This window comes from Mesorhizobium dulcispinae (assembly GCF_033977345.1).
GTDB lineage: Bacteria > Pseudomonadota > Alphaproteobacteria > Rhizobiales > Rhizobiaceae > Mesorhizobium > Mesorhizobium dulcispinae.
The window spans coordinates 157,847-182,434 of sequence record NZ_JAVIIY010000012.1 but is presented as its reverse complement, the minus strand read 5'-3'; the positions used below and the strand labels follow the sequence as shown (position 1 = coordinate 182,434).

General features: G+C 64.6%; 22 protein-coding genes and 1 pseudogene. 11 read left to right on the top strand and 12 right to left on the bottom strand.

The annotated features are described in order from the left end of the window. Position 1 precedes the first annotated feature (1 nt). Positions 2-1,393, bottom strand: coding sequence for a type II and III secretion system protein family protein (locus tag RFN30_RS24275; RefSeq protein ID WP_320264628.1), 1,392 nt, complete (start codon positions 1,391-1,393; stop codon positions 2-4). 85 nt (positions 1,394-1,478) lie between these two features. Then, positions 1,479-2,435 (bottom strand): Flp pilus assembly protein CpaB, encoded by a 957-nt coding sequence (gene cpaB / locus RFN30_RS24270; protein WP_320264601.1) that lies wholly within the window; start codon positions 2,433-2,435, stop codon positions 1,479-1,481. A gap of 234 nt (positions 2,436-2,669) precedes the next feature. Between cpaB and parE the strand changes: the two genes are divergently transcribed. Both parE and RFN30_RS24260 read left to right on the top strand, forming a co-directional pair. Further along, complete coding sequence (gene parE, locus RFN30_RS24265) at positions 2,670-4,727, top strand: DNA topoisomerase IV subunit B (protein ID WP_320264600.1); 2,058 nt, start codon at positions 2,670-2,672, stop codon at positions 4,725-4,727. A 43-nt stretch (positions 4,728-4,770) separates the two neighbouring features. Continuing rightward, positions 4,771-6,837, top strand: coding sequence for an FUSC family protein (locus RFN30_RS24260; protein WP_430699080.1), 2,067 nt, complete (start codon positions 4,771-4,773; stop codon positions 6,835-6,837). Positions 6,838-6,840: 3 nt separating this feature from the next. On the opposite strand, the gene RFN30_RS24255 is transcribed toward RFN30_RS24260, so the two are convergent. Further along, positions 6,841-7,962, bottom strand: a complete 1,122-nt coding sequence (locus tag RFN30_RS24255; protein ID WP_320264599.1) for a DUF2336 domain-containing protein — start codon at positions 7,960-7,962, stop codon at positions 6,841-6,843. A gap of 147 nt (positions 7,963-8,109) precedes the next feature. Here RFN30_RS24255 and RFN30_RS24250 point away from each other — a divergent pair. Both RFN30_RS24250 and RFN30_RS24245 read left to right on the top strand, forming a co-directional pair. Further along, positions 8,110-8,568, top strand: a pseudogene (locus tag RFN30_RS24250) (MaoC family dehydratase); the annotation flags it as partial. After that, positions 8,568-9,449, top strand: coding sequence for an HpcH/HpaI aldolase/citrate lyase family protein (locus tag RFN30_RS24245; RefSeq protein WP_320264597.1), 882 nt, complete (start codon positions 8,568-8,570; stop codon positions 9,447-9,449). The pseudogene RFN30_RS24250 and the gene RFN30_RS24245, both read left to right, overlap by 1 nt. Positions 9,450-9,453: 4 nt before the next feature. Here RFN30_RS24245 and RFN30_RS24240 read toward each other — a convergent pair whose 3' ends face one another. Further along, positions 9,454-10,128, bottom strand: coding sequence for a methyltransferase family protein (locus tag RFN30_RS24240; RefSeq protein ID WP_320264596.1), 675 nt, complete (start codon positions 10,126-10,128; stop codon positions 9,454-9,456). Between the two features lie 139 nt (positions 10,129-10,267). Here RFN30_RS24240 and RFN30_RS24235 point away from each other — a divergent pair, with 139 nt between their 5' ends. Then, positions 10,268-11,035: a TetR/AcrR family transcriptional regulator gene (locus tag RFN30_RS24235; protein WP_320264595.1), complete on the top strand. Its 768-nt coding sequence runs from the start codon at positions 10,268-10,270 to the stop codon at positions 11,033-11,035. A 6-nt stretch (positions 11,036-11,041) separates the two neighbouring features. On the opposite strand, the gene RFN30_RS24230 is transcribed toward RFN30_RS24235, so the two are convergent. Next, complete coding sequence (locus RFN30_RS24230) at positions 11,042-11,626, bottom strand: nitroreductase family protein (protein WP_320264594.1); 585 nt, start codon at positions 11,624-11,626, stop codon at positions 11,042-11,044. 162 nt (positions 11,627-11,788) lie between these two features. On the opposite strand from RFN30_RS24230, the gene RFN30_RS24225 reads away from it, so the two are divergent. Continuing rightward, entirely contained in the window at positions 11,789-12,754 is a 966-nt protein-coding gene (locus RFN30_RS24225; protein WP_320264593.1) for an RgsD C-terminal domain-containing protein, read from the top strand. A 9-nt stretch (positions 12,755-12,763) separates the two neighbouring features. Here the strand turns inward: RFN30_RS24225 and RFN30_RS24220 are convergent, their stop codons facing one another. Both RFN30_RS24220 and thrS read right to left on the bottom strand, forming a co-directional pair. Next, positions 12,764-13,705: a lysophospholipid acyltransferase family protein gene (locus tag RFN30_RS24220; RefSeq protein ID WP_320264592.1), complete on the bottom strand. Its 942-nt coding sequence runs from the start codon at positions 13,703-13,705 to the stop codon at positions 12,764-12,766. Between the two features lie 93 nt (positions 13,706-13,798). Then, positions 13,799-15,772: a threonine--tRNA ligase gene (gene thrS / locus RFN30_RS24215; protein ID WP_320264591.1), complete on the bottom strand. Its 1,974-nt coding sequence runs from the start codon at positions 15,770-15,772 to the stop codon at positions 13,799-13,801. A 177-nt stretch (positions 15,773-15,949) separates the two neighbouring features. Here thrS and RFN30_RS24210 point away from each other — a divergent pair, with 177 nt between their 5' ends. Further along, positions 15,950-16,846 (top strand): SAM-dependent methyltransferase, encoded by an 897-nt coding sequence (locus tag RFN30_RS24210; RefSeq protein ID WP_320264590.1) that lies wholly within the window; start codon positions 15,950-15,952, stop codon positions 16,844-16,846. Positions 16,847-16,853: 7 nt separating this feature from the next. Here RFN30_RS24210 and blaOXA read toward each other — a convergent pair whose 3' ends face one another. From blaOXA to RFN30_RS24195, 3 genes are all read right to left on the bottom strand, one after another. Next, positions 16,854-17,663, bottom strand: coding sequence for a class D beta-lactamase (gene blaOXA, locus RFN30_RS24205; RefSeq protein ID WP_320264589.1), 810 nt, complete (start codon positions 17,661-17,663; stop codon positions 16,854-16,856). A gap of 448 nt (positions 17,664-18,111) precedes the next feature. Continuing rightward, positions 18,112-18,486 carry a membrane protein insertion efficiency factor YidD gene (yidD, locus tag RFN30_RS24200; protein WP_320264588.1) on the bottom strand — a complete coding sequence of 125 codons (375 nt, stop codon included), beginning with the start codon at positions 18,484-18,486 and terminating at the stop codon, positions 18,112-18,114. Between the two features lie 75 nt (positions 18,487-18,561). Beyond that, entirely contained in the window at positions 18,562-18,723 is a 162-nt protein-coding gene (locus RFN30_RS24195) for a hypothetical protein (RefSeq protein ID WP_320264587.1), read from the bottom strand. Positions 18,724-18,818: 95 nt separating this feature from the next. Between RFN30_RS24195 and RFN30_RS24190 the strand changes: the two genes are divergently transcribed. Next, a complete protein-coding gene (locus tag RFN30_RS24190) occupies positions 18,819-19,715 on the top strand; it encodes a LysR substrate-binding domain-containing protein (protein ID WP_320264626.1) in 897 nt (298 codons plus the stop codon). 19 nt (positions 19,716-19,734) lie between these two features. On the opposite strand, the gene RFN30_RS24185 is transcribed toward RFN30_RS24190, so the two are convergent. Further along, positions 19,735-20,181 (bottom strand): iron-sulfur cluster assembly scaffold protein, encoded by a 447-nt coding sequence (locus RFN30_RS24185; RefSeq protein WP_320264586.1) that lies wholly within the window; start codon positions 20,179-20,181, stop codon positions 19,735-19,737. Positions 20,182-20,418: 237 nt separating this feature from the next. On the opposite strand from RFN30_RS24185, the gene folE reads away from it, so the two are divergent. The 3 genes from folE to RFN30_RS24170 all read left to right on the top strand — a co-directional run bounded on the left by folE (position 20,419) and on the right by RFN30_RS24170 (position 22,723). Beyond that, positions 20,419-21,045 (top strand): GTP cyclohydrolase I FolE, encoded by a 627-nt coding sequence (gene folE / locus RFN30_RS24180; RefSeq protein WP_320264585.1) that lies wholly within the window; start codon positions 20,419-20,421, stop codon positions 21,043-21,045. Positions 21,046-21,211: 166 nt separating this feature from the next. Then, the gene (gene hisI, locus RFN30_RS24175) at positions 21,212-21,670 is read left to right on the top strand and encodes a phosphoribosyl-AMP cyclohydrolase (RefSeq protein ID WP_320264584.1); all 459 of its coding nucleotides are present in this window, start codon (positions 21,212-21,214) and stop codon (positions 21,668-21,670) included. 84 nt (positions 21,671-21,754) lie between these two features. Beyond that, complete coding sequence (locus RFN30_RS24170; protein WP_320264583.1) at positions 21,755-22,723, top strand: patatin family protein; 969 nt, start codon at positions 21,755-21,757, stop codon at positions 22,721-22,723. A gap of 20 nt (positions 22,724-22,743) precedes the next feature. Here RFN30_RS24170 and recJ read toward each other — a convergent pair whose 3' ends face one another. Next, the gene (gene recJ / locus RFN30_RS24165; protein ID WP_320264582.1) at positions 22,744-24,528 is read right to left on the bottom strand and encodes a single-stranded-DNA-specific exonuclease RecJ; all 1,785 of its coding nucleotides are present in this window, start codon (positions 24,526-24,528) and stop codon (positions 22,744-22,746) included. Positions 24,529-24,588 lie beyond the last annotated feature (60 nt).

Here is a 24,588-nt window from a genome sequence, read left to right as displayed (position 1 = left end):
TTCAGTCCTTCGGCAGATCGAGGAAATGGCCGGATGTCGTTGCGGCCACCGGACGCGCCGCGCTGCCGTCGGCCAAGGCCAGCGGGCGCTTGGGCGCCGAGCCGCTCACTTCCTCGGTGTTGTTCAGGAAGTAGTCGGCCGTGCTTGCAGGCCGCGTTCCGTCGGTCGGCTCGACCATCTTCTTCGACGGGTCGACCGGCTTGACCAGATAGGGCGTGACGATGATCACCAGGTCGGTCTCGCGCCGCTGATAGGACTTCGAGGAGAACAGCGGCCCGAGCACCGGCAGCTTGCCGAGCCCCGGCAAACGCGAGGTCGTGATGTCGTTCTGCGACTGCAAAAGGCCCGCGATCATGAAGCTCTGGCCGTTCTTGAGGTCGACCGACGTCTTGGCACGGCGCACGATGAAGGCCGGAATGGAAATGCCGCTGCTGACTTCGATGGAGGCGGACGGGTCGATCGAGGACACTTCCGGCGCGATATCGAGGCTCACCAGCCCGTCCTTGAGCACGGTCGGCGTGAAATCAAGGCCGACGCCGTATTTCTTGTAGGTGACGCTGATCTTGCCATTGTCCTCGGAAACCGGGATCGGGAACTCGCCGCCGGCAAGGAAGCTCGCCGTCTGGCCCGAGCGGGCGATCAGGTTCGGCTCGGCCAGCCGCCGGGCAAGACCCCGCTCTTCCAGCGCCTTGATGGCGATGTCGATCGAAACGCCGTTGGAGAGCAACCGGCCGATGATCTCGCCGGTGCCGGCCGTCGGCACGGTGCCTGGATCGATGATGACGTCGCGGCCGCCGATGCCGAGCGCAAAGTTGGCCCCGTATTTGGCGCCGAGGTCCTGTCCCGCCTGGCGGTTGATCTCGACGAAGCGGACATTGAGCTGGACCTGCTGCGAGGACGAGATGTTGACCGAGTTGATCACCTCCTCGTTGCCGGAGAAGCGCGACGCGATCTTGCTCGCCTTGTCGGCCGCCACCGCATCGTCGGCCACGCCCGACAGCACCACGCGGCCGTTGGCCGAACCGACCCTGATATTGGCATCCGGCACGCTGGCACGGATGGTGTTCGCGAGCTGGTCGGTATCCAGCGTCACCTCGACGTCGATGGTGCCGACGAGCTGCTTGTTCTGGTCGAACAGCGCGATGCCGGTGGTGCCGAGGTTGTTGCCCAGCACATAGAACGATTTGTCGGTCAGCGGGTTGACGTTGGCGATCTCCGGATCGCCGATGACGATCTGGTAGAAGGCGGCGCTCGTCATGATCGTCTTCGGCTTGCCCTTGGCGACTTTGATCGAGGCATTCCTGGTCGCCGAGACGTAGACGACGTCGTTGTTTGCCTGGGCCGGCGCCCCGAAGGCAAGCATGCCGGCGGCCAGGAAGGCGCCCGCAGCCATTGCACGCAGAAGGCGCAGCCCTCTCGTTGTCCGATATTTATTCAACACAGGCATTATCCCGTCCCCGGCCGGTCCCCACCGGCAATTATTCTTGTTCCTTGGCAGGAACGACGTCTCCCTCGGCCGGCTTGGAAGGAACCTTGTATTCCTCGACCTTCTCGCCGCGCGACACGATCACCGTCTTGAACTTTGGCTCTTCCGGCTCCTTCGCCACCGCATTGACCAGCGAGGCAGCGCTTGCCTCAGCGCTCGCAGCAACCGAACCGCCGAAGGAGGAGATGGTGGTAAGCCCGTTGCCGCTGGCGCTGGCATCGGCGGCGGATCGCAATGACAGCGACAAGGTGCCGACGGTGCGGGCAAGCGCCACCTTCTGCGCGCCTTCGTTCGTCACCTCGAGGGTCACCGAATTGGCGATCTGCGGCTCGGTCTTGCGTTCGTCCGCGCCCTGCCCGACCGAAAGCACCTTGGCGTCGGAGACGACGATTTCGGACGTGACCGTCGAGCCGGCTGCCCCTTGAGCGTTCTTGGACACTTCCTGGATTTCGCCGGCATCGCGCGTCAGGACGACGTCGACCCGGTCGCCCGGCGTGATGAAGCCGCCGACGCCGGCGATCTCGTCGGTGCGGATGGTGACGGCCCGCATACCGGGCGACAGCATGTTGGAAAGCGTCGCGCGGCCGTTCGGCCCCGACAGCTTCGTCAGCAGCACCGGCTCGTTGACCTCGATCGGCGACAGCACGACGCGGCTGCCTTCGGCAAGCAGCTTGTCGATGGTCGGGAAGGCGCCTTGCGGCAGGGAATCCTGCGGCCACGGGATTTCGGTAAGTTGCGACCGGTCGAGCTGCGTGCCGTAGCGCAGCGGCGCATTCGCCACCACGATGGTCTTGAACTCGACCTTCGGCTCTTGCGGCGCCACGATCGACGCCACCTTCTGCTCGGATTGGGCTTTCGCCTGGCTTTTGACCCAGAAATCCGCGGCAAAGATCGAGATCGCGCCGAAAACGGCGGCGATGCCGATCATGGTTATGGCCCTGCCTCTCACGCCGAAACCCCTGATGCCCCGTGGTCTTTTGTCGTTGAGGCTCACGCTAGGCGTTAATGTTAAAGAATCAGGAATCCAAAGGTGCGGGGACCGCCCTATTTCCGGCGGCTTGGTTATCGAATGGTTTTAGAATAAGAGAGACTTTGATCCCTGAACGGAACAGGAACCTCGTTCGCCCGCCAAAAGCGTGGCAGTATCGAGGAGTGATTCGCAGTACCCAACCCTAGGGCCAGCATGGACGACAGAAACGACCTTTTCGGCGACCTGGAAAAGCAGCAGCCACAGCCAGTGCGCACGCCATCGCGCGCCGCTGATCCGATCGTGCAGGCCGCCAAGCGTTCGACCGCCGCCCGTGACGGCAGCGAGAGCTACAGCGCCGCCGACATCGAGGTGCTGGAGGGGCTGGAGCCGGTGCGGCGCCGTCCAGGCATGTATATCGGCGGCACCGACGACAAGGCGATGCATCACCTGTTCGCCGAAGTCATCGATAACTCGATGGACGAGGCGGTCGCCGGCCATGCCACCTTCATCGACGTCGAGCTTTCGGCCGACGGGTTTCTCACCGTCACCGACAATGGCCGCGGCATCCCGGTCGATCCGCATCCGAAATTCAAGAAGCCGGCGCTCGAAGTCATCATGACCACGCTGCATTCGGGCGGCAAGTTCGACTCCAAGGTCTATGAGACCTCCGGCGGTCTGCATGGCGTCGGCGTTTCCGTCGTCAACGCGCTGTCCGACCATCTCGAGGTCGAGGTCGCGCGCGGGCGCCAGCTCTACCGCCAGCGCTTCTCGCGCGGCGTCCCGGTAAGCGGGCTGGAGCACCTCGGCGAGGTGCACAACCGCCGCGGCACCAGGACCCGCTTCCATCCCGACGAGCAGATCTTCGGCAAGGGCGCCGCCTTCGAGCCGGCCCGGCTCTACCGCATGACGCGCTCGAAGGCCTATCTGTTCGGCGGCGTCGAGATCCGCTGGACCTGCGATCCGTCGCTGATCAAGGAAAAGGACCAGACCCCGGCCAAAGCGGAGTTCCATTTCCCGGGCGGCCTGAAGGACTATCTCAAGGCGACTCTCGGCGACGAGTTCCAGGTCACGCGCGAAGTCTTCGCGGGAAAAAGCGACAAGCAGGGCGGCCACGGCTCGCTCGAATGGGCGGTGACCTGGTTCGGCGGCGACGGTTTCCTCAATTCCTACTGCAACACGATTCCCACCCCCGAGGGCGGCACGCATGAAGCGGGCTTCCGCAATGTGCTGACGCGCGGCCTTCGCGCCTATGCCGATTTGATCGGCAACAAGCGCGCCTCGATCATCACGACCGAGGACGTGATGATCTCGGCCGCCGGCATGCTGTCGGTGTTCATCCGCGAGCCGGAATTCGTCGGCCAGACCAAGGACAGGCTGGCGACCATCGAGGCGATGCGCATCGTCGAGAATGCGATCCGAGATCCGTTCGACCACTGGCTGGCCGACAATCCGCAGGAAGCATCGAAGCTTCTGGAGTGGGTCATCGCGCGCGCCGACGAGCGTGTGCGGCGCCGCCAGGAAAAGGAAGTGTCGCGCAAGAGCGCCGTGCGCAAGCTGCGCCTTCCGGGCAAGCTCGCCGACTGCACGCAGAACGCCGCCGCGGGCGCCGAGATCTTCATCGTCGAAGGCGACTCGGCCGGCGGCTCGGCCAAGCAGGCGCGCGACCGCGCCAGCCAGGCGGTGCTGCCGCTGCGCGGCAAGATCCTCAACGTCGCCAGCGCCGGCAACGACAAGCTTGCCGCCAACCAGCAGATCTCCGACCTGATCCAGGCGCTCGGCTGCGGCACGCGCTCGAAATACCGCGACGAGGACCTGCGCTACGATCGCGTGATCATCATGACCGACGCCGACGTCGACGGCGCGCATATCGCCTCGCTGTTGATCACTTTCTTCTATCAGGAGATGCCGAACCTGATCCGCGGCGGCCACCTCTACATGGCCGTGCCGCCGCTCTATTCGATCCGGCAGGGCGGCAAGGTTGCCTATGCGCGTGACGACGCGCACAAGGACGAATTGCTGCGCACCGAATTCACCGGGCGCGGCAAGGTCGAGATCGGCCGATTCAAGGGCCTTGGCGAGATGATGGCCTCGCAGCTCAAGGAGACCACGATGGACCCGAGGAAGCGCACGCTGCTCAGGGTCGACGTGATCGACGCCGAGCAGGCGACCAAGGACACCATCGACGCGCTGATGGGCACCAAGCCCGAGGCGCGCTTCCGCTTCATCCAGGAACGCGCCGAATTCGCCGAAGCCGACGTGCTGGATATCTGAACGCGGACTGGTCCATAACAGGCTCCGGTACGGAGACTTGCATGTGACCTGGATGCGGCTGAAAGAGCTGGTCGAGATACCGCTGAACGGTCTGACGCAGCCGACGCGCTCGGACTGGATTTTCGCCCTGCGCACCGTTTCGGCCGGGCTGATCGCGCTGCTTGCCGCATACGCACTGAAACTCGACCATCCGCAATGGGCGATGATGACGGTGTTTATCGTCGCGCAGCCGGTCGCCGGCATGGTGCTGGCGAAGGGCTTCTACCGGCTGCTCGGCACGCTGGCCGGCGGCGTGGCGGCGATCGGCATCACATCGCTCTTCGGCACCAATCCCTGGCTCCTGGTGACGGTGCTGGCGCTATGGATCGGCGTCTGCACGCTCGTCTCCTCTCTGCTGCGCAATCCGGAGGCCTACGGTGCGGCGCTTGCCGGCTACACGGCGATGATCATCAGCCTGCCGGCCTTCGGGCAGCCGCATCTCGTCGTCGATCTCGCCATCGCGCGCTGCGCCGAAATCGTGCTGGGCATCGTCTGCGCCGGCGTCACCAGCCGGCTGATCCTGCCGAAACTGGCGGCGGACGCCATCATTTCGAGGCTGAAGCGCAGCATTCTCGATCTCGCCGACTATGCCTCAGGCGCCTTTTCCGGCGGCGATCCGGCTGGCCTTGCGGCGCTGCAGCGCAAGCTGATCAGCGATGCCCAGACGCTTGCCGAGATGCGCACCTATGCGCGACTGGAGGCGCCAAGCTTCGCCACGCGCGCCCATCCGGTGCGGCGCACGATCGGGCAGCTCCTGTGGGCGCTCTCGGCGGCCCGGGCGCTGCACACCCATGCCGCGCCGAAGAATGCGGCTCTCATCCCCGTGCGCAGTGAGTTGAAGACTTTGGTCGGCGAGCTGGCGGCGACGCCCGGCGCGCTGAACAACACCGGACCCTGGGTGGCACGGCTCGACGCAATCGCGAGCAAGGCGAGAGAGACGCCGCCTGTGCCCACCGACCCCAGCGAAGACAAGGTCGGCACCATCACCCGCCTTACTATCGCCGCCGATTTCGCGGAGGCGCTGAAGCAGGTGATGCGGGGCCTCGATGCCCTTCGCTCGCCTGTCTCAAGACCCTCCCGTGAACGGCAGCAGCCGGCGCTGGTCGTGCATCGCGACTATCACGCCGCCTGGCGCAACGCCGTGCGCGCCGCACTCGCCACGCTTCTGGTGGCGGCCTTCTGGCTGACCACCAAATGGTCGGAGGCCGCTGGCACCGTCATCCTCGTCGCCGTCGTCTCCAGCCTGTTCGCGGCGCGTCCCGATCCGGTCCAGTCCGCCTGGGGTTTCTTCACCGGAACGCTGCTCGCGCTGCCCTTCGCCTTCCTGGTCGGCCAGGTCGCCCTGCCGGCGCTGCCCGGCTTCGGCTGGTTCACGCTCTTTGTTGTGCCGATCATGGTGCCGGCGGCGCTCGGCATGGCCAATCCGCGCCATGTCGGCGTCGCCACCGCCTTCGCCATCAACTTCCTCGCTTTCCTCAGCCCGCACCAGCTGATGACCTACGATCCAGGCCCGTTCTTCGCCGGATCGGCGTCGATCCTGGTCGGTATTTTGATTGCCATCGCCGTCTTCATCATCGCGCTGCCGGCCAACCCCTGGGTTACCGTCGAGCGCATCTCGCAGGCGATGCGCGAGGACCTGGCGCGGCTTTGCCTGCACGACCGCATCCCGCGGCGCTCTGCCTTCGAAAGCCTGGCCTATGACCGGATCAACCAGTTGATGCCACAGCTGCAGCAGACCGGCAGGAAGGGCGATCCCATCCTGGGCGGCAGCATCGCCGCCGTCACCGTCGGGCTCGAAGTGCTGCGGCTGCGCGGCGCGCAGCTGAATTCCGCGATCCCGCGCGAAACGGTGGAATCGATCGGCAATTTCCTGCGCGGCCTGGCGCGGGAATTGCTGTTCAGAAGACATGGCGAGCCGCAGACTTCGACCGTTGCCGTGGCGAGGCAATATGCGGCCAGCATCGCCGATCGCAGCGATCGGCCCGAAATGCTCCAGATCGCGGCGTCATTGCGCATCATCGCCGCGGCGATGGAGGATTATCCGGATTTCTTCGCGAAGGGCCGGGCCTGAAGGCTATGCAGCGGCAATCGCCAGCGCGTGCCCGCGCGCGTTCTCGCGCAGCGCATCGAGATGGATCGACTTCACCAGCCCGGCCAAATCGCCCTCGGCCGATTGCCCGCCAAGCTCCTTCAGCATCAGCCAGCTCACTTCCTGCACACCGGCGACGCGCTTGCCGTTGGCGACCTCGCGCCAGACCTTCAGCGCCCGCAGGATGATGCCGTGCGTGGCGGCTGCGAGGCCGGCGCTGCGGAACAGCGCCTGCAGCGCCACGTCGTGCCCGCCGGCCAGCAGCGCCCTCACCCGCTGCTCCGATTGCTGGGCAAGTGCTACCAGCGTCGAGCCGAAGAAGTCGACCTTGCCATGCGCGATGGTGCGGATGATGAAGCTTGCGGTGAGATCGCCGCGCAGGCGCAGGTGCTCGATCAGCGCCGCGTGCTCATTGGCGCGCGTGCCCTCGATCAGCGTCACCGAAGCCTTCACACAGGCGTCGCGCATCACCCGGTCGGCGCGGGTGGCGCCCATCAGCGCCAGTACCAGCGGCGAGCCTTTCAGCGTCTCGCCGAGCTTGACCAGAAGCATGTGCCGACAATCGGCGGGCAGGCGCGCGTCGGCGATCAGCGCCTCGCGCACCAGCGGCAGGTGGCCGTGCCGTTCGGCCATGCGGCGGAAGCTCAGCGACGCGATGTCGGCGCCGCTATTGGCGACCAGCGTGGAGCAGGCTTCCGGCTCGCCGATCTCGGCGATCGCGGCTGCAAGCGGCATCGAGACGACGGGACGGTTGGCGATCAGCTTCTGGGTGGCCTTCTGGCCGCAGGCGACGCGGTCGATGAGATCGGCATCGGTAAGCAAAGGCGAACGCGCCAGCACCAGCGCCGACACTTCCGGTTGGTCGGAGGCGAGTGCCGCGATCACCTGCGGCGGCGCGTGGTGACTCATCGACAGCGCTTCGGCGAGCGCCTGCCGGACCTTGGCGGAGACATCGTCAAGCAACAGCGTCAGCGCCGCCTCGGCGGCGCAGCGATCCTCGAACGGCAGGTCGGAATTTATGTAGGCGCGGGCCAGCGCGCTTGCGGCGGCGGCGCGCTCGGAAACCCTTGCCGTATCAATCCATTTTAGAAAATGCGAAACAATCATGCCGACCAGCTACGCCCTTGCCGGAACGTTCCCCGGCCCCGTTGCGAACGGTAGGCTGGAAATGGTTTACGAACGGTTCACCATGTTTCTTAACCGGCTTGATGGAGCCGCGACCAACGCCTATCAAGCAAGGATAAGCGGAGGAGATCGACCATGGCCGGGCTTTATCTGGAAGAGTTCGTCGTCGGCCATGTCTTTCGGCACACGCTGCGCAAGACTGTCACCGAAAGCGACAACATGCTGTTTTCGGTGATGACGCTGAACCCGCAGCCGCTGCACGTCGATTTCGACTTCGCGGCGAAGAGCGAATGGGGCAGGCCGCTGGTCAATTCGCTGTTCACGCTCGGCCTGATGATCGGCATCTCGGTGAACGACATCACCGTCGGCACCACCATCGCCAATCTCGGCATGAAGGAGACCGTCTTCCCGCACCCGGTCTTCCATGGCGACACCATCCGGGTCGAGACCACCGTCGTTTCTGTGCGCGAGTCCAAGTCGAAGCTCGATCGCGGCATCGTCGAATTCGAGCATCGCGCCTACAATCAGGCTGACGTTCTCGTCGCCAAATGTACGAGGCAGGCGATGATGATGAAGAAGGCTGCCTGATGCGCTCGCTGCTTTTCGTGCCCGGCGATTCCGAGCGCAAGCTGGAAAAGGGCTTTGGCGCCGGCGCCGACGTGGTCATCGTCGACCTCGAGGATTCGGTCGCCGCCACCAACAAGGCGGCAGCGCGCGCGGTCGCGGCGGGCTTCATCGCTGGCCACCGGCGGCAAGCCAACTGCGCCATCTATGTGCGGGTCAACGATCTGACGACCGGTCTGACCGACGATGACCTCGCGGCCCTCGTCGCGGTGAAACCCGACGGCATCATGCTGCCGAAGTCGAACAGCGGACAGGACGTCCAGCAATTGGCGGCCAAGCTCCGGGTGCATGAGGCCGAAAGCGGCTTGCCGGATGGCGGCATAAAAATCCTGCCGATCATCACCGAAACCGCGGCCGGCGTGCTGGCGGCAGCGAGCTATGCTGGGGCAAGCGCGCGGCTTGCCGGGCTCACCTGGGGCGCGGAAGACCTGTCGGCGGCGATCGGCGCGCGTTCGGCGCGCGACGAGAGCGGCCGCTATACCGATGTGTTCCGCCTGGCGCGCACGATGACCATCCTGGCGGCCGGAGCGGCCGAGGTCGCGGCGATCGATACCGTCTTTCCGGATTTCCGCGACATGGCCGCCTTCGAGGCCGAGTGCAGGGAGGCCGAGCGCGACGGCTTTACCGGCAAGATGGCGATCCACCCGGCGCAGGTGCCGGTCATCAACGCAGCCTTCACGCCGTCGGCCGACGCGATCGAGCGATCGCAGGCGATCGTCGACGCCTTCACGGCGGCGGGAAATCCCGGCGTCGTCGGCATCGACGGCAAGATGTATGACCGGCCGCATCTGCGGCTCGCCGAACGGCTGCTGGCCCGCGCTAAAGCCGCGGGGATTTCCGCCTGAACCGCTACCAGACCATCGGGATCAGCCGATAACGGACGTTCGCCGCATAGTCGTCATAGCCCTGCAATCCAGTCCGCAACGTCTTTTCTTCAATGAAGGTGCGGATGGCGAGCAGAACGACGAACGCGACGACCGACAGAAGTCCCCACCAGGAGCCGAGCAGCAGCGCCGTGCCGGCGAAAAACAGAATGGCGCCGGCATACATCGGATGGCGCACATAACTGTAAGGACCGGTGGTGATCACCTTCTGGCCGCGCTCGTCCTGGATCTTCACGACTGGCGCAGCAAAGCTGTTCTCCAGCATCGTCAGGTAGCAGATCCAGAGTCCGAGCAGCAGGACGATCCCGCCTGCCACCTGCAGCCATGCCGGAGCGGCCGACCAGCCAAAGCGGAAGTCGAGCCCCATCAGGATCTGCCAGCCAAAGATGGCGATGAGCAGGATCGAGAGCAGGATCTTGTCGGCCGCCGTCTGGTTCTTCTGGATCGGCGGGCGCAGCCGCTCGTTCATCAGGCCGGGATCGCGCCGGGCCAGCGCCACGCCCAGCGTCAGGCTGAGCCCTACCATCAGCACCAAGTAGACCCAGGCTTCCGGCCAATGCAGCGTTCCGGCGGACGCGAAAAGCAGCGCGCCCATGAAGCCGAACCACAGGAATGTCTGGACAACCAATTTCGCGACCATGACCCATCCTTCCGTGACATGCCCCGCCGCTATTGGCCGAAATCGACCACTGGTCTATTATACCGACCACTGGTCTATAGCTCAAGCGTCGACTACGTCATCTGGACGGGAACGGCCGCTGCGTGCAGAAGGTTTCGCCATGCCCCGTATCGTCAAGCACCCGGAACTCAGGCGCGAAGAACTGCTGGACCATGCCCAGGCCCTGTTCCTGACGCATGGCTATGACAAGGCCAGCCTGAATGACGTGATTGCCGCCGCCGGCATCTCGAAGGGCGCTTTCTACCACTACTTTCCTTCCAAGGAGGCGCTGCTGGAAGCGCTGGCCGAGCGCTTTGCGAAACAGGCGCTCGCCGGCGTCGAGGACATTGTCGCCGATCCGGCCCTCGACCCGCTGGGTCGACTGAATGCGCTCCTGGCAAAATCGCGGCAGGCCAAGATCGAGACCGCCGCGGAAGCCTGGGCGCTGTTCGAAACGCTGTTCCGTCCGGAAAACCTGGTGCTGTTCCACCGCATCAATCTGGCGGCCAGCGCATCCTTTTCGCCCGTGCTGGTCGAGATCATCCGGCAAGGCGTCGCGGACGGCACGTTCCGCACCTTCGATCCGGAAGGCGTCGCCGATATCGTCATGCAGTTCGGCATGGCCACGCACGACGTCATCGCCAAGGCCTTTGCCAGCGGCAGCGATGCCGACATGGAAGTAGCGATCGAAGCCCTGGAAAAGCGCGTCAGGCTCTACGAGATCGCCCTCGACCGCATTCTCGGGCTTCCCGACGGCAGCATCCGGATGGGTGAGCCCGGCTATGTGCGCGCTGTCATGACGGCGCGTCGCTGCAGCCCTTCCGTCATCGCGGTCGCGCCGCCCTCGAAGGATCGCGAGCCAGGCCGCGCCCCTTTGCGCCGCCCGTAGGCAGCTTCATCCCGCCCAAGGTCCTGTGTAGTCGGCATAGAGCTTCGCCGGATCGGGCCGCGGCCGCTCGGGCGCCGGCCCCTGGTATGAGCCGATATGGACGAAGCCGACGACGCGCTCCTGCGGCGACAGCCCGAGGATCGCCCTGCCCTCCGCAACGTCGGAATACCAGTTGCTGATCATGTTGGTGCCATAGCCCAGCGCGTTGGCCGCGATCACCAGATTCATGGCCGCCATTCCGCCCGACAGGAACATCTCCCATTGCGGGATCTTCGGGTTCTCCCGCGGTACCGACACGACGCCGATCACCAGCGGCGCGCGCGAGAAGCGCCCCAGTTCCTGGTTGCGCCGCCCCTCGGCCAGCGGCCCCTCGCGCTGTTCTGCAAGGGCTGCCAGCTTCCTACCGATCTCGACCCGCGCTTCGCCGCGGTAGAGGATGAACCGCCAGGGCTCGAGCCGGCCATGGTCCGGCACCCGCGAGGCAGCAGTGATCATCGTGGCGATCTCCGCATCGCTCGGCGCCGGTTCCTTGAGGTCGGGGATTGGCGCGGAATTGCGGGTCAGCAAGAAGTCGATGATCGGCGACGCCATGGGCGCAAGTCTCCTAAGCATTCAATTTTGAGCTGAAGCGCGCCATCGGGAGGTCGGGCGGCTCGGGCAATGGCGCGGAATGCGCCGGATAAAGAGCGCTGACGCGACGCGACACGCCCTTGAGCCTTGAAATTGCCACCGCCTTAGGCTTCAACGCAAGGCATGTTTGAGGGGACTCTGCGCCTTTTCGTGATCGGGCTTATCGCCGCGCTGTTCGCGGTGCCGGTTTCGTTTGCGCTGGCCCAGAACGCCAACGACGTCGGCGACATCAAGCTGCCTGGCATTTCGAGCTACGCGACGCCGAAAAGCGAGAGGTCGCTGGCACTTGGCAGCGGCGGAGCCATCACCCTTTCCGCGCAACTGACCGACAAGGGCGCCGACATCACTCGCGGCATCGTCTGGCGTGTGTTCAAGCCCGAGCCCGCCAGCGACGGCAAGCTGCCGATGGTGGCGTCCGCGCATGGCGGCACGGCGGTGTTCCAGCTCGATCCCGGCAGCTATCTTGTCCATGCCTCCTATGGGCGGGCCGGGGCCACAAAGCGCATCACCGTCGGCAAGGATGCCAAGCGCGAGAGCCTCGTCCTCGACGCCGGCGGTCTGAAGCTCGACGCAGTGACGTCGGGCGGCGCGCATATCGCGCCGAAGAAGCTCCGTTTCGCGATCTATGAGGGCCAGGTCGAGGCCAATGGCGACCGCGCGCTGATCGCCCCCGATGTCGAGCCGAACACGGTGGTGCGGCTGAATGCCGGCACCTACCACGTCGTCTCCACCTATGGCGCGGTCAACGCGGTGATCCGCTCCGACATCCGCGTCGAGGCCGGCAAGCTGACGGAGGCCACCGTCGAGCACCGCGCGGCCGAGATGACGATGAAGCTGGTGCGCGAACCCGGCGGCGAAGCCATTGCCGACACCTCCTGGTCGCTGCTCAACGAATCCGGCGATCCGATCAAGGAAGCCGTCGGCGCCTTCGCCTCGATGGTGCTGGCCGAGGGCCAGTACACCATCATCGCCAAGAACCGCGACCGCATCTACCAGAAGGATTTCACGGTCGTTGCCGGCCAGAACCAGGAAATCGAGGTTGTGGCCAACGAATCGTCCGCCATCGATCCCGAGGAAGGCGCGGACTAGTCGATCTGTTTAGGCGGCCTTGCGCATCCGCTTTGGCAGAAACGGCACACGCCCACGTGGCGCAGCCGGCGGCGTGAGATCGAAGACCGCGCGATAGAGCCGATCGAGCAGCAGCTTGCGGTCGCGCAACGGCTCGAGCTCGCTCCACTTCAGGATATCGCCGATGCGCACCTCGATCGCCTTGCCGGACAGCCGCGCGAACTCGCGGATGAGCAAGGAGGTGCGCAGCGTCAGCGACGCCTTGCCGACGAATTTCGCCACGCGGTTGTCCCGCTCGGCCATGTTCATGGGGCCGCTGACGAGGTGGAACAGGCGGCCGTTCTGGCCGGAGAAATGCATCGGGATGACCGAGGCCTTGGCCTCCTGGATGAGCTTGGCCGGGAACATCTTCCACGGCAGGTCGATCGCGCGGCCGAAGCCCTTGGGCGCCGTCGCGACGCCGCCTGCCGGGAAGACGACGATGGTGACGCCTTCCTTCAACAGCCGAACCGCCTCATGGCGCACGGCCATGTTGTTCTTCAGCGCGTCCTTGGTCTCGGAAAAGTCGATCGGCAGCGAATAGGCTTCCATCTCGCGGATCCTGAGCAGATCCTTGTGGATCATGACCCGGAATGGACGGCCGAGTTGCTCGACCAGCGACAGCACGGCGATGCCGTCGCCGATGCCGAACGGATGGTTGGCGACGATCACCAGCGGCGTATCAGGCAAATTTGCCGGCGGCCAATGGCCGGCGTTGCGCACCTTGACGTCGATCAGCTCCAGCATGCGGCTGAACACGCGCTCGCCGGTCGGCGCCACCTGGCTGCGCCAGAAATCATAGAGCACGGCAAAGCGGTCGCGGCCCGACAGGCCCTCGACGGAATGGATGAACCACCGCGTCAGCGCCGGCTGATGCTGGTTGGCGTAGGAGAGTTCGGGAAATGGCCTTTCCCGCAGTTTCAGCTTGAGCATGGCGGCTCGGTTACAAGGTTGGCGTGACAGGCGTGTGAAAATGGCGGTGGACCATGCCACCGCCATCCGAGAAGAGATTGGAGATTCAGGAAATCAAGCCGCCCGGCGCTTGCGGTCCGGCGAGACCGCCTCGTCGGCGAGCGACTTCACCGCATCCGCCAGCTTGAGCGATTCCTGGTCGCGGGAGCCGAGCCGGCGGATGTTGACGGTTTCTTCTTCCGCCTCGCGCTTGCCGCAGACGAGGATGACCGGAACCTTGGCTAGGCTGTGCTCGCGCACCTTGTAGTTGATCTTTTCGTTGCGCAGATCGGCTTCAGCCAGCAGGCCCGCCGCCTTCAGCCGCGCGACGACCTTCATCGCGTACTCGTCGGCATCCGAGGTGATCGTCGCCACCACCACCTGCAGCGGCGCGAACCACAGCGGGAAGTGGCCCGAATAGTTCTCGATCAGGATGCCGAGGAAGCGTTCCATCGAGCCGCACACCGCGCGGTGCACCATGACCGGCTGCTTCTTCTCCGAATCCGAGCCGATATAGAAAGCGCCGAAACGCTCCGGCAGGTTGAAGTCGACCTGCGTGGTGCCGCACTGCCATTCGCGGCCGATGGCGTCCTTCAGCACATACTCGAACTTCGGACCGTAGAAGGCGCCCTCGCCCGGATTTATCGAGGTCTTGATGCGGTTGCCGGAGCGCGTGCGGATCGTGTCCAGCACGTTGCTCATGATCGCCTCGGCGTGGTCCCATGCCTCGTCGGTGCCGACGCGCTTGTCGGGCCGCGTCGACAGTTTTACGGCGACCTCGTCGAAGCCGAAATCGGCATAGGTCGACAGGATCAGGTCGTTGATGCGCAGGCATTCCGCGGCGAGCTGCTCCTCGGTGCAGAAGATATGCGCATCGTCCTGCGTGAAGCCGCGCACGCGCATCAGCCCGTGCAGCGCGCCCGACGGCTCGTAGCGATGCACATTGCCGAACTCCGCAAGCTTTACGGGCAGTTCGCGGTAAGACTTCAACCCATGCTTGAATATCTGCACATGGCCGGGGCAGTTCATCGGCTTCAGCGCGAAGACCCTATCGTCGTCGGTGTCGTCGCCGGCGACCGTGACCTTGAACATCGCATCGCGATACCAGCCCCAGTGTCCCGACGTCTCCCACAGGCTCTTGTCCAGCACCTGCGGCGCGTTGACCTCTTCATAGCCATGCTCGTCGAGGCGGCGGCGCATGTAGTTGACCAGGTTCTGGAACATCTTCCAGCCCTTGGCGTGCCAGAAGACGACGCCCGGCCCTTCTTCCTGGAAATGGAACAGGTCCATCTCGCGGCCGAGCTTGCGGTGGTCGCGCTTCTCGGCTTCCTCGAGCAGCGTCTGGTAGGCCTCGAGTTGCGCCTGGTCGGCAAACGCGGTGCCGTAGATGCGCGTCAGCATCGGGTTGTTGGAATCGCCGCGCCAGTAGGCGCCCGCCACCTTCATCAGCTTGAAGGCATTGCCGATCTGGCCGGTCGAGGCCATGTGCGGACCGCGGCAGAGGTCGAACCAGTCGCCCTGCGCGTAGATCTTGATGTCCTGGTCCTCAGGGATGGCGTCGATCAGCTCGATCTTGTAGCGCTCGCCCTTGTCGGCGAAGACCTTCTTCGCCTTCTCGCGCGACCAGACTTCCTTGGTGAACGGCTTGTTGCGGGCTATGATCTCGCGCATCTTCTTTTCGATCGCCGGGAAATCGTCCGGCGTGAACGGCTCGTTGCGCGCGAAATCGTAATAGAACCCGTTCTCGATCACCGGCCCGATGGTCACCTGCGTTCCCGGCCAGAGCTCCTGCACGGCCTCTGCCAGCACATGCGCCGCGTCGTGGCGGATGAGCTCGAGCGCGCGCGGGTCTTCGCGGGTGATGATCTCGACCTTGCCGGACTTGCCGAGCGGATCGGAAAGGTCGCGTATGGTACCGTCGATCGCATAGGCCACGGCCTTCTTGGCCAGCGACTTCGAGATCGATTCGGCAAGACCGGCGCCGGTCATCGCCGCGTCGTGCTCGCGGACCGAACCATCGGGAAATGTCAGGGAAACGGAATTCAGCATCAAAGTTCTCCTATCCAGTCCCGCAAACGAGCGCGGGTGGTGAAATGCATGTCGCGTGCTGGAGCATGCAGAGGGTTAGCCGGAGGCGCCAATCACATGGACGGTGGCCGGCGGGCGCGGTTTTAGAGGCAGCGCCGCCTCAGGTAAAGAGCGGCCCGTCAGGAAATGTCGCCAGCGATGTCGCAGGCCGGTCGCGAAGGCTTGCGAACAATCCCGGGACAGGTTTGGATGACCGGGATGGAAGACGCCACACCCAGCCGAACCGCCTTTCGAGTCGCACGCTTGCGGGCAATGCATCAATTTTCACCGCAGGCCGCGCTGTTTCGCGATCCCTACGCAGCAGCAATTCTGGGCGAAGCCGCGCCCGACGCGCAGGAGCTCGAGCAGGAAGACGAGCATGGGCGCCGCATGCGGTTGTTCGTTGCGGCGCGCGCTCGCCTAGCCGAGGATTGGCTGGCGGCAGCGGTGCGACGCGGTGTCCGGCAAGTCGTGGTGCTCGGCGCCGGACTCGATACGTTCTCACTGCGCAACCCATACCCGGACCTTGCCGTGTTCGAGGTCGACCACCCGGCAACGCAAGCCTGGAAACGCCAGCGTATCGCCGAAGCCGGCCTTGCCGAACCCGCCGGCACAGCCTTCGTGCCGGTGAATTTCGAGCGCCAGCTTCTGTCGGAAGAACTGCCATCGGCCGGTCTCAAGCCGACCGAGGCGAGCTTCTTCATATGGCTTGGAGTGGTGCCCTATCTCACTCGGGAAGCTATCTTCGGCACCCTGTCCTACATTGCCGGCATCCCTGGCTCCGAGGTCGTGTTCGACTATAGCGAACCGGCTGAGAACCGCGACGTGGCGAGACGGGCGACGCTTGCCTTCCGTGCCGCACGCGTCGCATCCGTCGGCGAGCCTTGGATCAGCTTCTTTGATCCTCGCGCGCTGGCGAAGTCCCTCAACGATCTCGGCTTCGACGACATCGAGGATCTCGAGAGCGGCGACATTGCCGCCCGTTTTGCCAGGGCCCCTAATGCTGGCCGCGGCAATTCGGGCGGGCACTTGCTGCGCGCCCGCCGAAGCGTCTGAAATCCGGTCACTTCACCAGCTGCGGCAGATCCTTGAGGAAGGCCGCCCGCGTCGCGAGGCCCTTCGGCATGTCGCTGCGCTTGGCATCGACAACCAGCCGGGCGAACACGATGCGGCGGCCATCCTTCTCGGCCCAGCCGACGAACCAGCCGAGCGACCGCTTGTTCTTGTCGAGTCCCGTGCTGCCGGTCTTGCCTTGCACCGTCCAGTCACCGGCCTTGAAGCTCGGGATGATCGCTTTCGTCATCTCGTGCGCCTTGGCCGAGACCGGCATCTTGCCGGCAAGCAGCCGGCGCAGGAAGTCGGTATGCTCGACCGGCGAGATTTCGAGCGAGGAATCCACCCAGGAATTGGTCAGGCCATCATTCTTGCCGGCCGTCCCTGAGACATCCGCATTGCCGTAGCCGAACTTCGATACGTAGCCGGCGAAACTTTTCGCGCCGAGCCGGCGCGTGATCTCGCGCGAATACCAGATGATGGAATCGCGTTCCCAGATCGTCGGGTCGACGGTCTTCCGGTCGCGCTTCACCGCGTTGAACTCGGGCTTGTAGTCCCAGCTCGGCGTGTGCTGGTCGCTCAGGATGCCGGCATCGTAGCCGATCAGCGCCAGGGGCACCTTGAAGGTTGAAGCCGGGCTGACGCGCTGGTCGCAGACGCCGTCCTGATAAAGCGTCGCGCCGCTTTCCTGGTCCTGGATCAGCGTGCAGTGAATGTCCTTCAGTGGCGCCGATTGCGCCCGCATCGGCAGGCCGAGCATCCAGGCCAGAAGGAACAGAATAATGGCAATAAAGAACGGATAGCGGTCCATCTGGCGCATCGAAGCTCACTCCGGAAAGGGATTACGGGACGGCGGCTTAGCGAGGCGTCTTGTCTCGATTTTGTCTCAAATTCGCAGTGTTTGTGCAGCTTGGCGTTAACCCTACCAGACCGTTAAGACCCGACCCGATTTCGAATACAGCGGGCTATAGGACAACCGGTTTTCGGACCGGCCTGCGCTCCCGCGGATCTTGCCTGGCAGCGCTTTTCGGCTCCTGCTCGCCGGCTGCGGGATTTTTGTTCGTCGCCTTCGCCGCGTCGCGCGGGTGCGGCGCAAGTCCGAGGAATTCGGGAAGCAGTCCATCGCCTCGCTTGGCAGCATGGACGTGAATGGCCAGAAACAGCGACATCATGGAAGCACCTCATGTTCCGAGACTCCAGTGTCGTTTCAGCGTGAGAGTGTCGCCACCCGTTTCCGGCCTATTGTTCGGTCGAGCGATGCTTCGCCGTCAGTCATTCGATTCGCCGCGTTTCCTGCCGATCCCCCAGTAGCGCCATGGCATGAACCAGACGTAGCGCCGGGCAAGCGTCTCCGGCACGCGGTCGATGCCATGCGTCCCGAACGGTCCGCAGCGCGAGACCCGGAACAGCGCCATCCAGCCGCCGGCCCACAGGCCATGGCGGCCGATTGCCTCATATGCGTATTCGGAGCAGGTCGGCAGATGCCGGCAGCTGTTGCCGACAAAGCCGGAAAGCGTAAGCTGATAGAGGCGCACCAGTGACGTGCCGAGGACACGACCCGGCGTCTTGCGCCAGGGTCCCTGCCAGTTGCGCCCATGCCGGATCGGCCGCACGCCATGCGCATGTCCTGGATGGTCGCCCATCCGCACGTCTCCAAGCCAGTTTCCTTGAGCGATAGATGTGGGCTTCGGGCCGGGAACGCAATGACCTTTTGCCTCTCATGGCCTGGTGTGGCGGATGGGGCGCCTGTCGGTCAACGGCTCATGATGGCGGAAGACATCCTGACGATCCTGGCAACCGCGGCCGCGCCGGGCTTCGCCTTGCCATTGAAAGGTCGCGATCCGTATCACGTCGGTCAAAATGGCCAGGATCTGGATCATGGCAGTGCTCCTTTGAGCGCCCATTAGACTGCCTCTGGCCTTTGTCCTCAAACGAGTATAATTTCCGCGTCGGATAACTTGAGGTTATGCGAAAGATGAAGCGGGGCCGGCTGCCGCTGACGGCGCTGAGGAGTTTCGAAACGGCCGGCCGGCACTTGAGCTTCAGCCGCGCGGCGGAAGAGCTTTATGTTTCGCAGGCCGCGATCAGCCGGCAGATCCGCGAGCTCGAGACCTTCCTGCGCCAGCCGCTGTTTCTCCGCCTCCATCGCCGCGTCGAGCTGACGGATGCCGGGCGCCGGCTGCTCGCCCAGCTGATCAGAAGCTTCGACGACATCGACCACGTGCTTTCCGAGCTCACGGCCTCGCCGGCGCAAGCCGTCGTGCGCGTCAGCGTCGAGCCATCGCTAGCCGCCATATGGCTGCTGCCGCGGCTCAATCGCTTTCGCCAGATGCGGCCCGACATCGATGTGTCCCTCGAAGTCGATCCACGGCCTATCGAGTTCCGCAGCGATCAGCCCGAACTCGCCTTGCGTTTCAGCGCGCACGCCACATCATGGCCGCGCAGCGAGGCCGAGCACTTGGCGTCGACCGTCGATTCACCGGTCCTGTCGCCCGGGTTGCTCGCATCCGGCCCTCCCCTGGAAAAGCCGATCGACCTTCGCCACTACACGCTGCTGCATGAGGAAAACCGCCAGGGTTGGGCGCGCTGGTTCCAGGCAGCAGGCGTGCCCGCCGACGCGATACCCGCGCGTGGGCCGATGCTGGCCGACGTCTCGCTTTCGAAGCAGGCTGCGCTGCTCGGCCATGGCGTGGCGCTCGGCGATCTCTTGCAGGTCGGTGAAGAGCTCGCGTCCGGCACATTGATCAAGCCGTTCGATGTCGACGTCGCCTCCGGCGCCTACTGGCTGGTAGCGAGGAACTTAAGGGAACTTTCCGAGCCGGCCAGGGCTTTCGCCGACTGGGTACGAAGCGAATTCGCCTTGACCAGGTGAATGACCTAGGGCACAGCCCTCAAGCCGCCTGTCCGGCGCGCTTCTTCTCGATCTGGCCGATCGCGTCGACCACCGCGTCGAAGGTCAGCATGGTCGAGGCATGGCGCGCCTTGTAGTCGCGCACCGGCTCCAGATACTTCAACTCGGCGAAACGGCCTTCCGGCGGCGCACCGTTTTCTTTCAGCATCTTCAGCATGGTCTCGCGCACCGCGCGCAGTTCGTCGGCGTTCGCGCCGATCACATGCTTCGCCATGATCGAGGATGACGCCTGGCCGAGCGCGCAGGCTTTCACGTCATGGGCGAAATCGGTCACCACATCGCCGTCCATTTTGAGGTCGACGGTGACGGTCGAGCCGCATAATTTGGAATGCGCTCTGGCGGTGGCATCGGGGTGGTCGAGCCGGCCGATCCGGGCGATGTTTCCGGCGAAGCCGAGAATTTTCGCATTGTAGACGTCGTCGATCATATTTTTCCAATCCGTCGCCGCCAAGCGAACAGCGTTTGCCGCTGTTGCGTCTTCCTTTCGCTCTGCCCGAGCATATATAATGCTGGCAGCCGGGCATCGACAAGGCAACCTCAAGCCATTGTCATCGCTCATCTGTTCACGCCGCTTACGGGCTGGAAACCGGGCGAGTTTCACCCGAAAGGTCGTGGTCCGTTCAACTCGTCCCACCTTTGAGTGGGACTACGGGAGACGCCTTTTATGGATGCCGTCATCAAGAAACTCATGCCCCCCTCCTCCTACATGGAGAAGCCTGTCACCGACCGCCCAAGCGAGGCCGAGGTGGAAGCCGCCGTGCGCACGCTTTTGCGCTGGACCGGCGACAACCCGAACCGCGAAGGTCTTGTCGACACGCCGAAGCGCGTCACCAAGGCCTTCCGTGAGATGTTCAACGGCTACGACATGTGCCCGGCCGAGGAGCTTGGCCGCACTTTCGAGGAAGTGGCCGGCTATGACGATCTGGTCATCGTCAGGGACATAAAGTTCCACTCCCATTGCGAGCACCACATGGTGCCGATCATCGGCAAGGCGCATGTCGGCTACCTGCCGGACGGCAAGGTCGTCGGCCTGTCCAAGATCGCGCGCGTCGTCGATATCTTCGCCCATCGCCTGCAGACGCAGGAAGCGATGACCGCGCAGATCGCCGGCGTCATCCAGGACGTGCTCAACCCGCGCGGTGTCGCCGTCATGATCGAGGCCGAGCATATGTGCATGGCCATGCGCGGCATCCGCAAAGAGGGCTCGACCACGCTCACCTCGACCTTCACCGGCGTCTTCAGGGACACGCCCGAGGAACAGGTGCGCTTCGTCACCATGGTGCGCAGCTGATCGTCCGCCCTCACCTGCTAAAGGCGTAGGCTTAGTCGAAAATGGTGGTTTCCGAGATCCGGAGCGGAGCGTATTGAAGTACGTGAGCACCGGAAGCGGAAAGTCGCCATTTTGCAGACTAGGCTCCCAAGCATCAGCACGTCTTCAAGTCGAACAAGGACCGGCAATGTCGGCACTCGAATTTCCCGAAGCTCCAGCAGACAAGAAGGCGTTGGAGGAAGGCACCGTCCTTTCTCCGCGCTTCGATGCCGCCGGCCTCGTGACCGTCGTCGTCACCGACGCCGGCGACGGCATGCTCTTGATGGTCGCGCATATGAATGCGGAGGCGCTGGCGCTGACGCTGGAAACCGGCATCGCGCATTATTGGTCGCGTTCGCGCAATGCGCTGTGGAAGAAGGGCGAGACCTCGGGCAACTTTCAGCGTGTCGTCGAGATGCGCACGGATTGTGACCAGGACGCGATATGGTTGAGCGTCAAAGTATTGGGCCACGACGCAACTTGTCACACCGGCAGACGTTCCTGCTTTTATCGGACGGTGGAGCTCAGCGACGGCAAGGCGGTGCTTGCCGACGACGGCAGCAAGCCGCTGTTCGATGCGGAACGGACGTATCGGAAGCCGGTGTGAACCATTCAATATTCACAAACCACTCACATTCACTATTCTCAAACATCCTTGGTGTAGAAGGGATAAGGGACAAGGGAGATCATGATGCTCGAATGGGCGTCATTGCGCAGCAGACCTGACGTTCAGGAGGCCAACGGCCCTGCATCGTCCGGCGGCGTGCCCGAGCCGAAGGCGAAGAAGGCAGGCATCTCGCTGGCGCTCGGTGGTGGCTGCGCCCGCGGCTGGGCCCATATCGGTGTGCTGCGCGCGCTGGACGAAGCCGGCATCGAAGTGTCGATGATCGCAGGCACCTCGATCGGCGCGCTCGTCGGCGGCTGCTATCTCGCCGGCAAATTGGACGAGCTTGAGGAATTCGCCAGGAGCCTGACCAAGCGGCGCCTCTTCGGGCTTCTCGATCTCAATCTGCGCGGCAGCGGTCTGTTCGGCGGTATGAAGCTCGACGCGCGTTTGCGTGAGCACGTGGACGGTATCCGTTTCGAGGACCTGTCGAAACCGTTCGTCGCCGTCGCTTCCGAAATCCGCACCGGCCACGAAATCTGGCTGTCGAACGGATCGCTGATCACCGCCATGCGCGCGTCCTACGCGCTGCCCGGCGTCTTCGAGCCCGTCAACTGCAACGGCCGCGTGCTGGTCGACGGCGCGCTCGTCAATCCCGTGCCGGTCTCGGTCTGCCGCGCCTATGAGCAGCCGCTGGTCGTTGCCGTCAACCTCCATTACGACCTGTTCGGACGGGCCGCGGTCATCAAGCACAGCGCGGGTGAGCTCGTCATCGAGACCGACGCGCCGCGTCCCGGCCAGGCCAATCCCCAACACCCGCCGCACCAGACCCGCCTTGGCATCACCGGCGTCATGGTCGAGGCCTTCAACATCATCCAGGACCGGATCTCGCGCGCCAGGCTCGCCGGCGATCCGCCCGATATGTCGCTGCAGCCGAAGCTCAGCCATATCGGTCTGACCGAGTTCCACCGTGCCGACGAGGCGATCCGCCTCGGCTATCATGCGACGATGGCTCAGATCAGCGAATTGACGCGGCTGCAGACGGTGCTCGCCTGATCCGGAGCATCGACCGTAATTCAAGCAATCGCGGCATCCGCGATGCGGAACTGCACCGTCCGGTTACCGTTCCAGTAATTGCCTGACAGCGAACCGGCGACATGCACGGTCTTGCCCCTGTTCTTGAACAGGAATTCGCCGAGCGCGGTGTCGACGGCGCGGAACGCGATCGCCTGAAGGTTGCCGCCGCTTTGCGACTGCAGGTCGGCGCGGATGTGGTTGGTGCCGATGGCCCGAGCATCGGTGAGCCGGTGGCGCGGCAGCACGAACACCGGCGCGATATGTCCGGCGCCGAACGGGCCAGCTTTCTCCAGCGCGTCGAGGAGTGCCAGCGTCGCGCCCTCGGCGGCCAAAGCGCCGTCGATCGCCAGGCTTTCCTCGCTCTGCAGCCGGAACACGTCCGCCGCAGCGCGCTCCTCGAAGAAGGCTCTGAGCGCGCCGAGCTTGGCGCGCTCGACGGTGATGCCCGCCGCCATGCCGTGGCCGCCGCCCTTGACGATCAGCCCGGCCTCGGCCGCCTCGCGCACCAGCCGGCCGAGATCGAAGCCTGAGACCGAACGCCCCGAGCCGGTGCCGATGCCGGTTGAATTGAAGGCGATGGCGAAAGCGGGCCGGCGCGCATGCTCCTTGAGCCGCGAGGCCAGCAGCCCGACGATGCCGGGATGCCAGCTGTTGCTGGCGGTGACGACGATCGCCGGGCCGTTGCCGCCGGCAAGCTCCGCATCGGCCTCGGCGCGCGCCTGCGCCAGCATCTCCATCTCCATCTGCTGCCGTTCCTGGTTCAGCCGGTCGAGCGTCTCGGCAATGCTTGCGGCTTCCACAGGATCGTCGGTGGCGAGCAAGCGGCTGCCAAGCGCGGCATCGCCGATGCGCCCGCCGGCATTGATGCGCGGCCCGATCAGATAGGCGAGATGGAAGGTGTTGATCGGCTCGCCGATGCGCGAGACCCGCGCCAGCGCCGCCAGCCCCTCATTCTTCTGCTGGCGCGCCATCTGCAGGCCTTTGACCACGAAAGCGCGGTTGACGCCGGTGAGCGGCACCACGTCGCAAACCGTCGCCAGCGCGACGAGGTCGAGGACCGACAGCAAATCGACCGGCGCAGCGTTCGGCAACCGCTCGCGCAGCACCTTCGCCGTCTGGACAAGGCATAGGAAGACAACGCCTGCGGCGCAGAGATGCCCCTGCCCCGAAAGATCGTCCTCGCGGTTCGGGTTGACCACAGCGTCCGCCGCCGGCAGCGCGCCGCCGACCTGGTGATGGTCGAGCACCACGACATCGGCGCCGGCTTGCTTGGCCGCCTCGACCGACGCGGCGCTGTTGGTGCCGCAGTCGACGGTGACGATCAGCTTCGCGCCGCGCGAGATCAACTCGCGCATGGCCTCCGGATTGGGGCCGTAGCCTTCGAAGATGCGGTCGGGGATATAGATCTCGGACGGTATCGAGAAATGCGCGAGGAAGCGCCTCAGCAGCGCTGACGAGGCCGCGCCGTCGACATCGTAATCGCCGAAGATCGCCACCTTCTCGCCGGCCACGATCGCATCCGCGATCCGCGCCGCCGCCTTCTCCATGTCGGTCAGCGAGGCCGGGTTCGGCAAAAGCTCGCGAATGGTCGGATCGAGGAAGCGCTCGGTCTGCTCGACGCTGACGCCGCGCCCGGCAAGCACGCGCGCCACGATGTCCGGCACCCCGTGGCCTTGTGCGATGGCCAAAGCGGCCATGTCCTGCCGCTCGGTCAGCCGGTGCTCCCAGGAAACACCGGTCGCCGACTGCCTGACATCGAGGAAGAACCGTTTCTCGCCCGTCATGCGACGCGCCGTCTGCACATCATCATTGCGCAGATATCAACAGGCGGCGGTCGGGGCAAT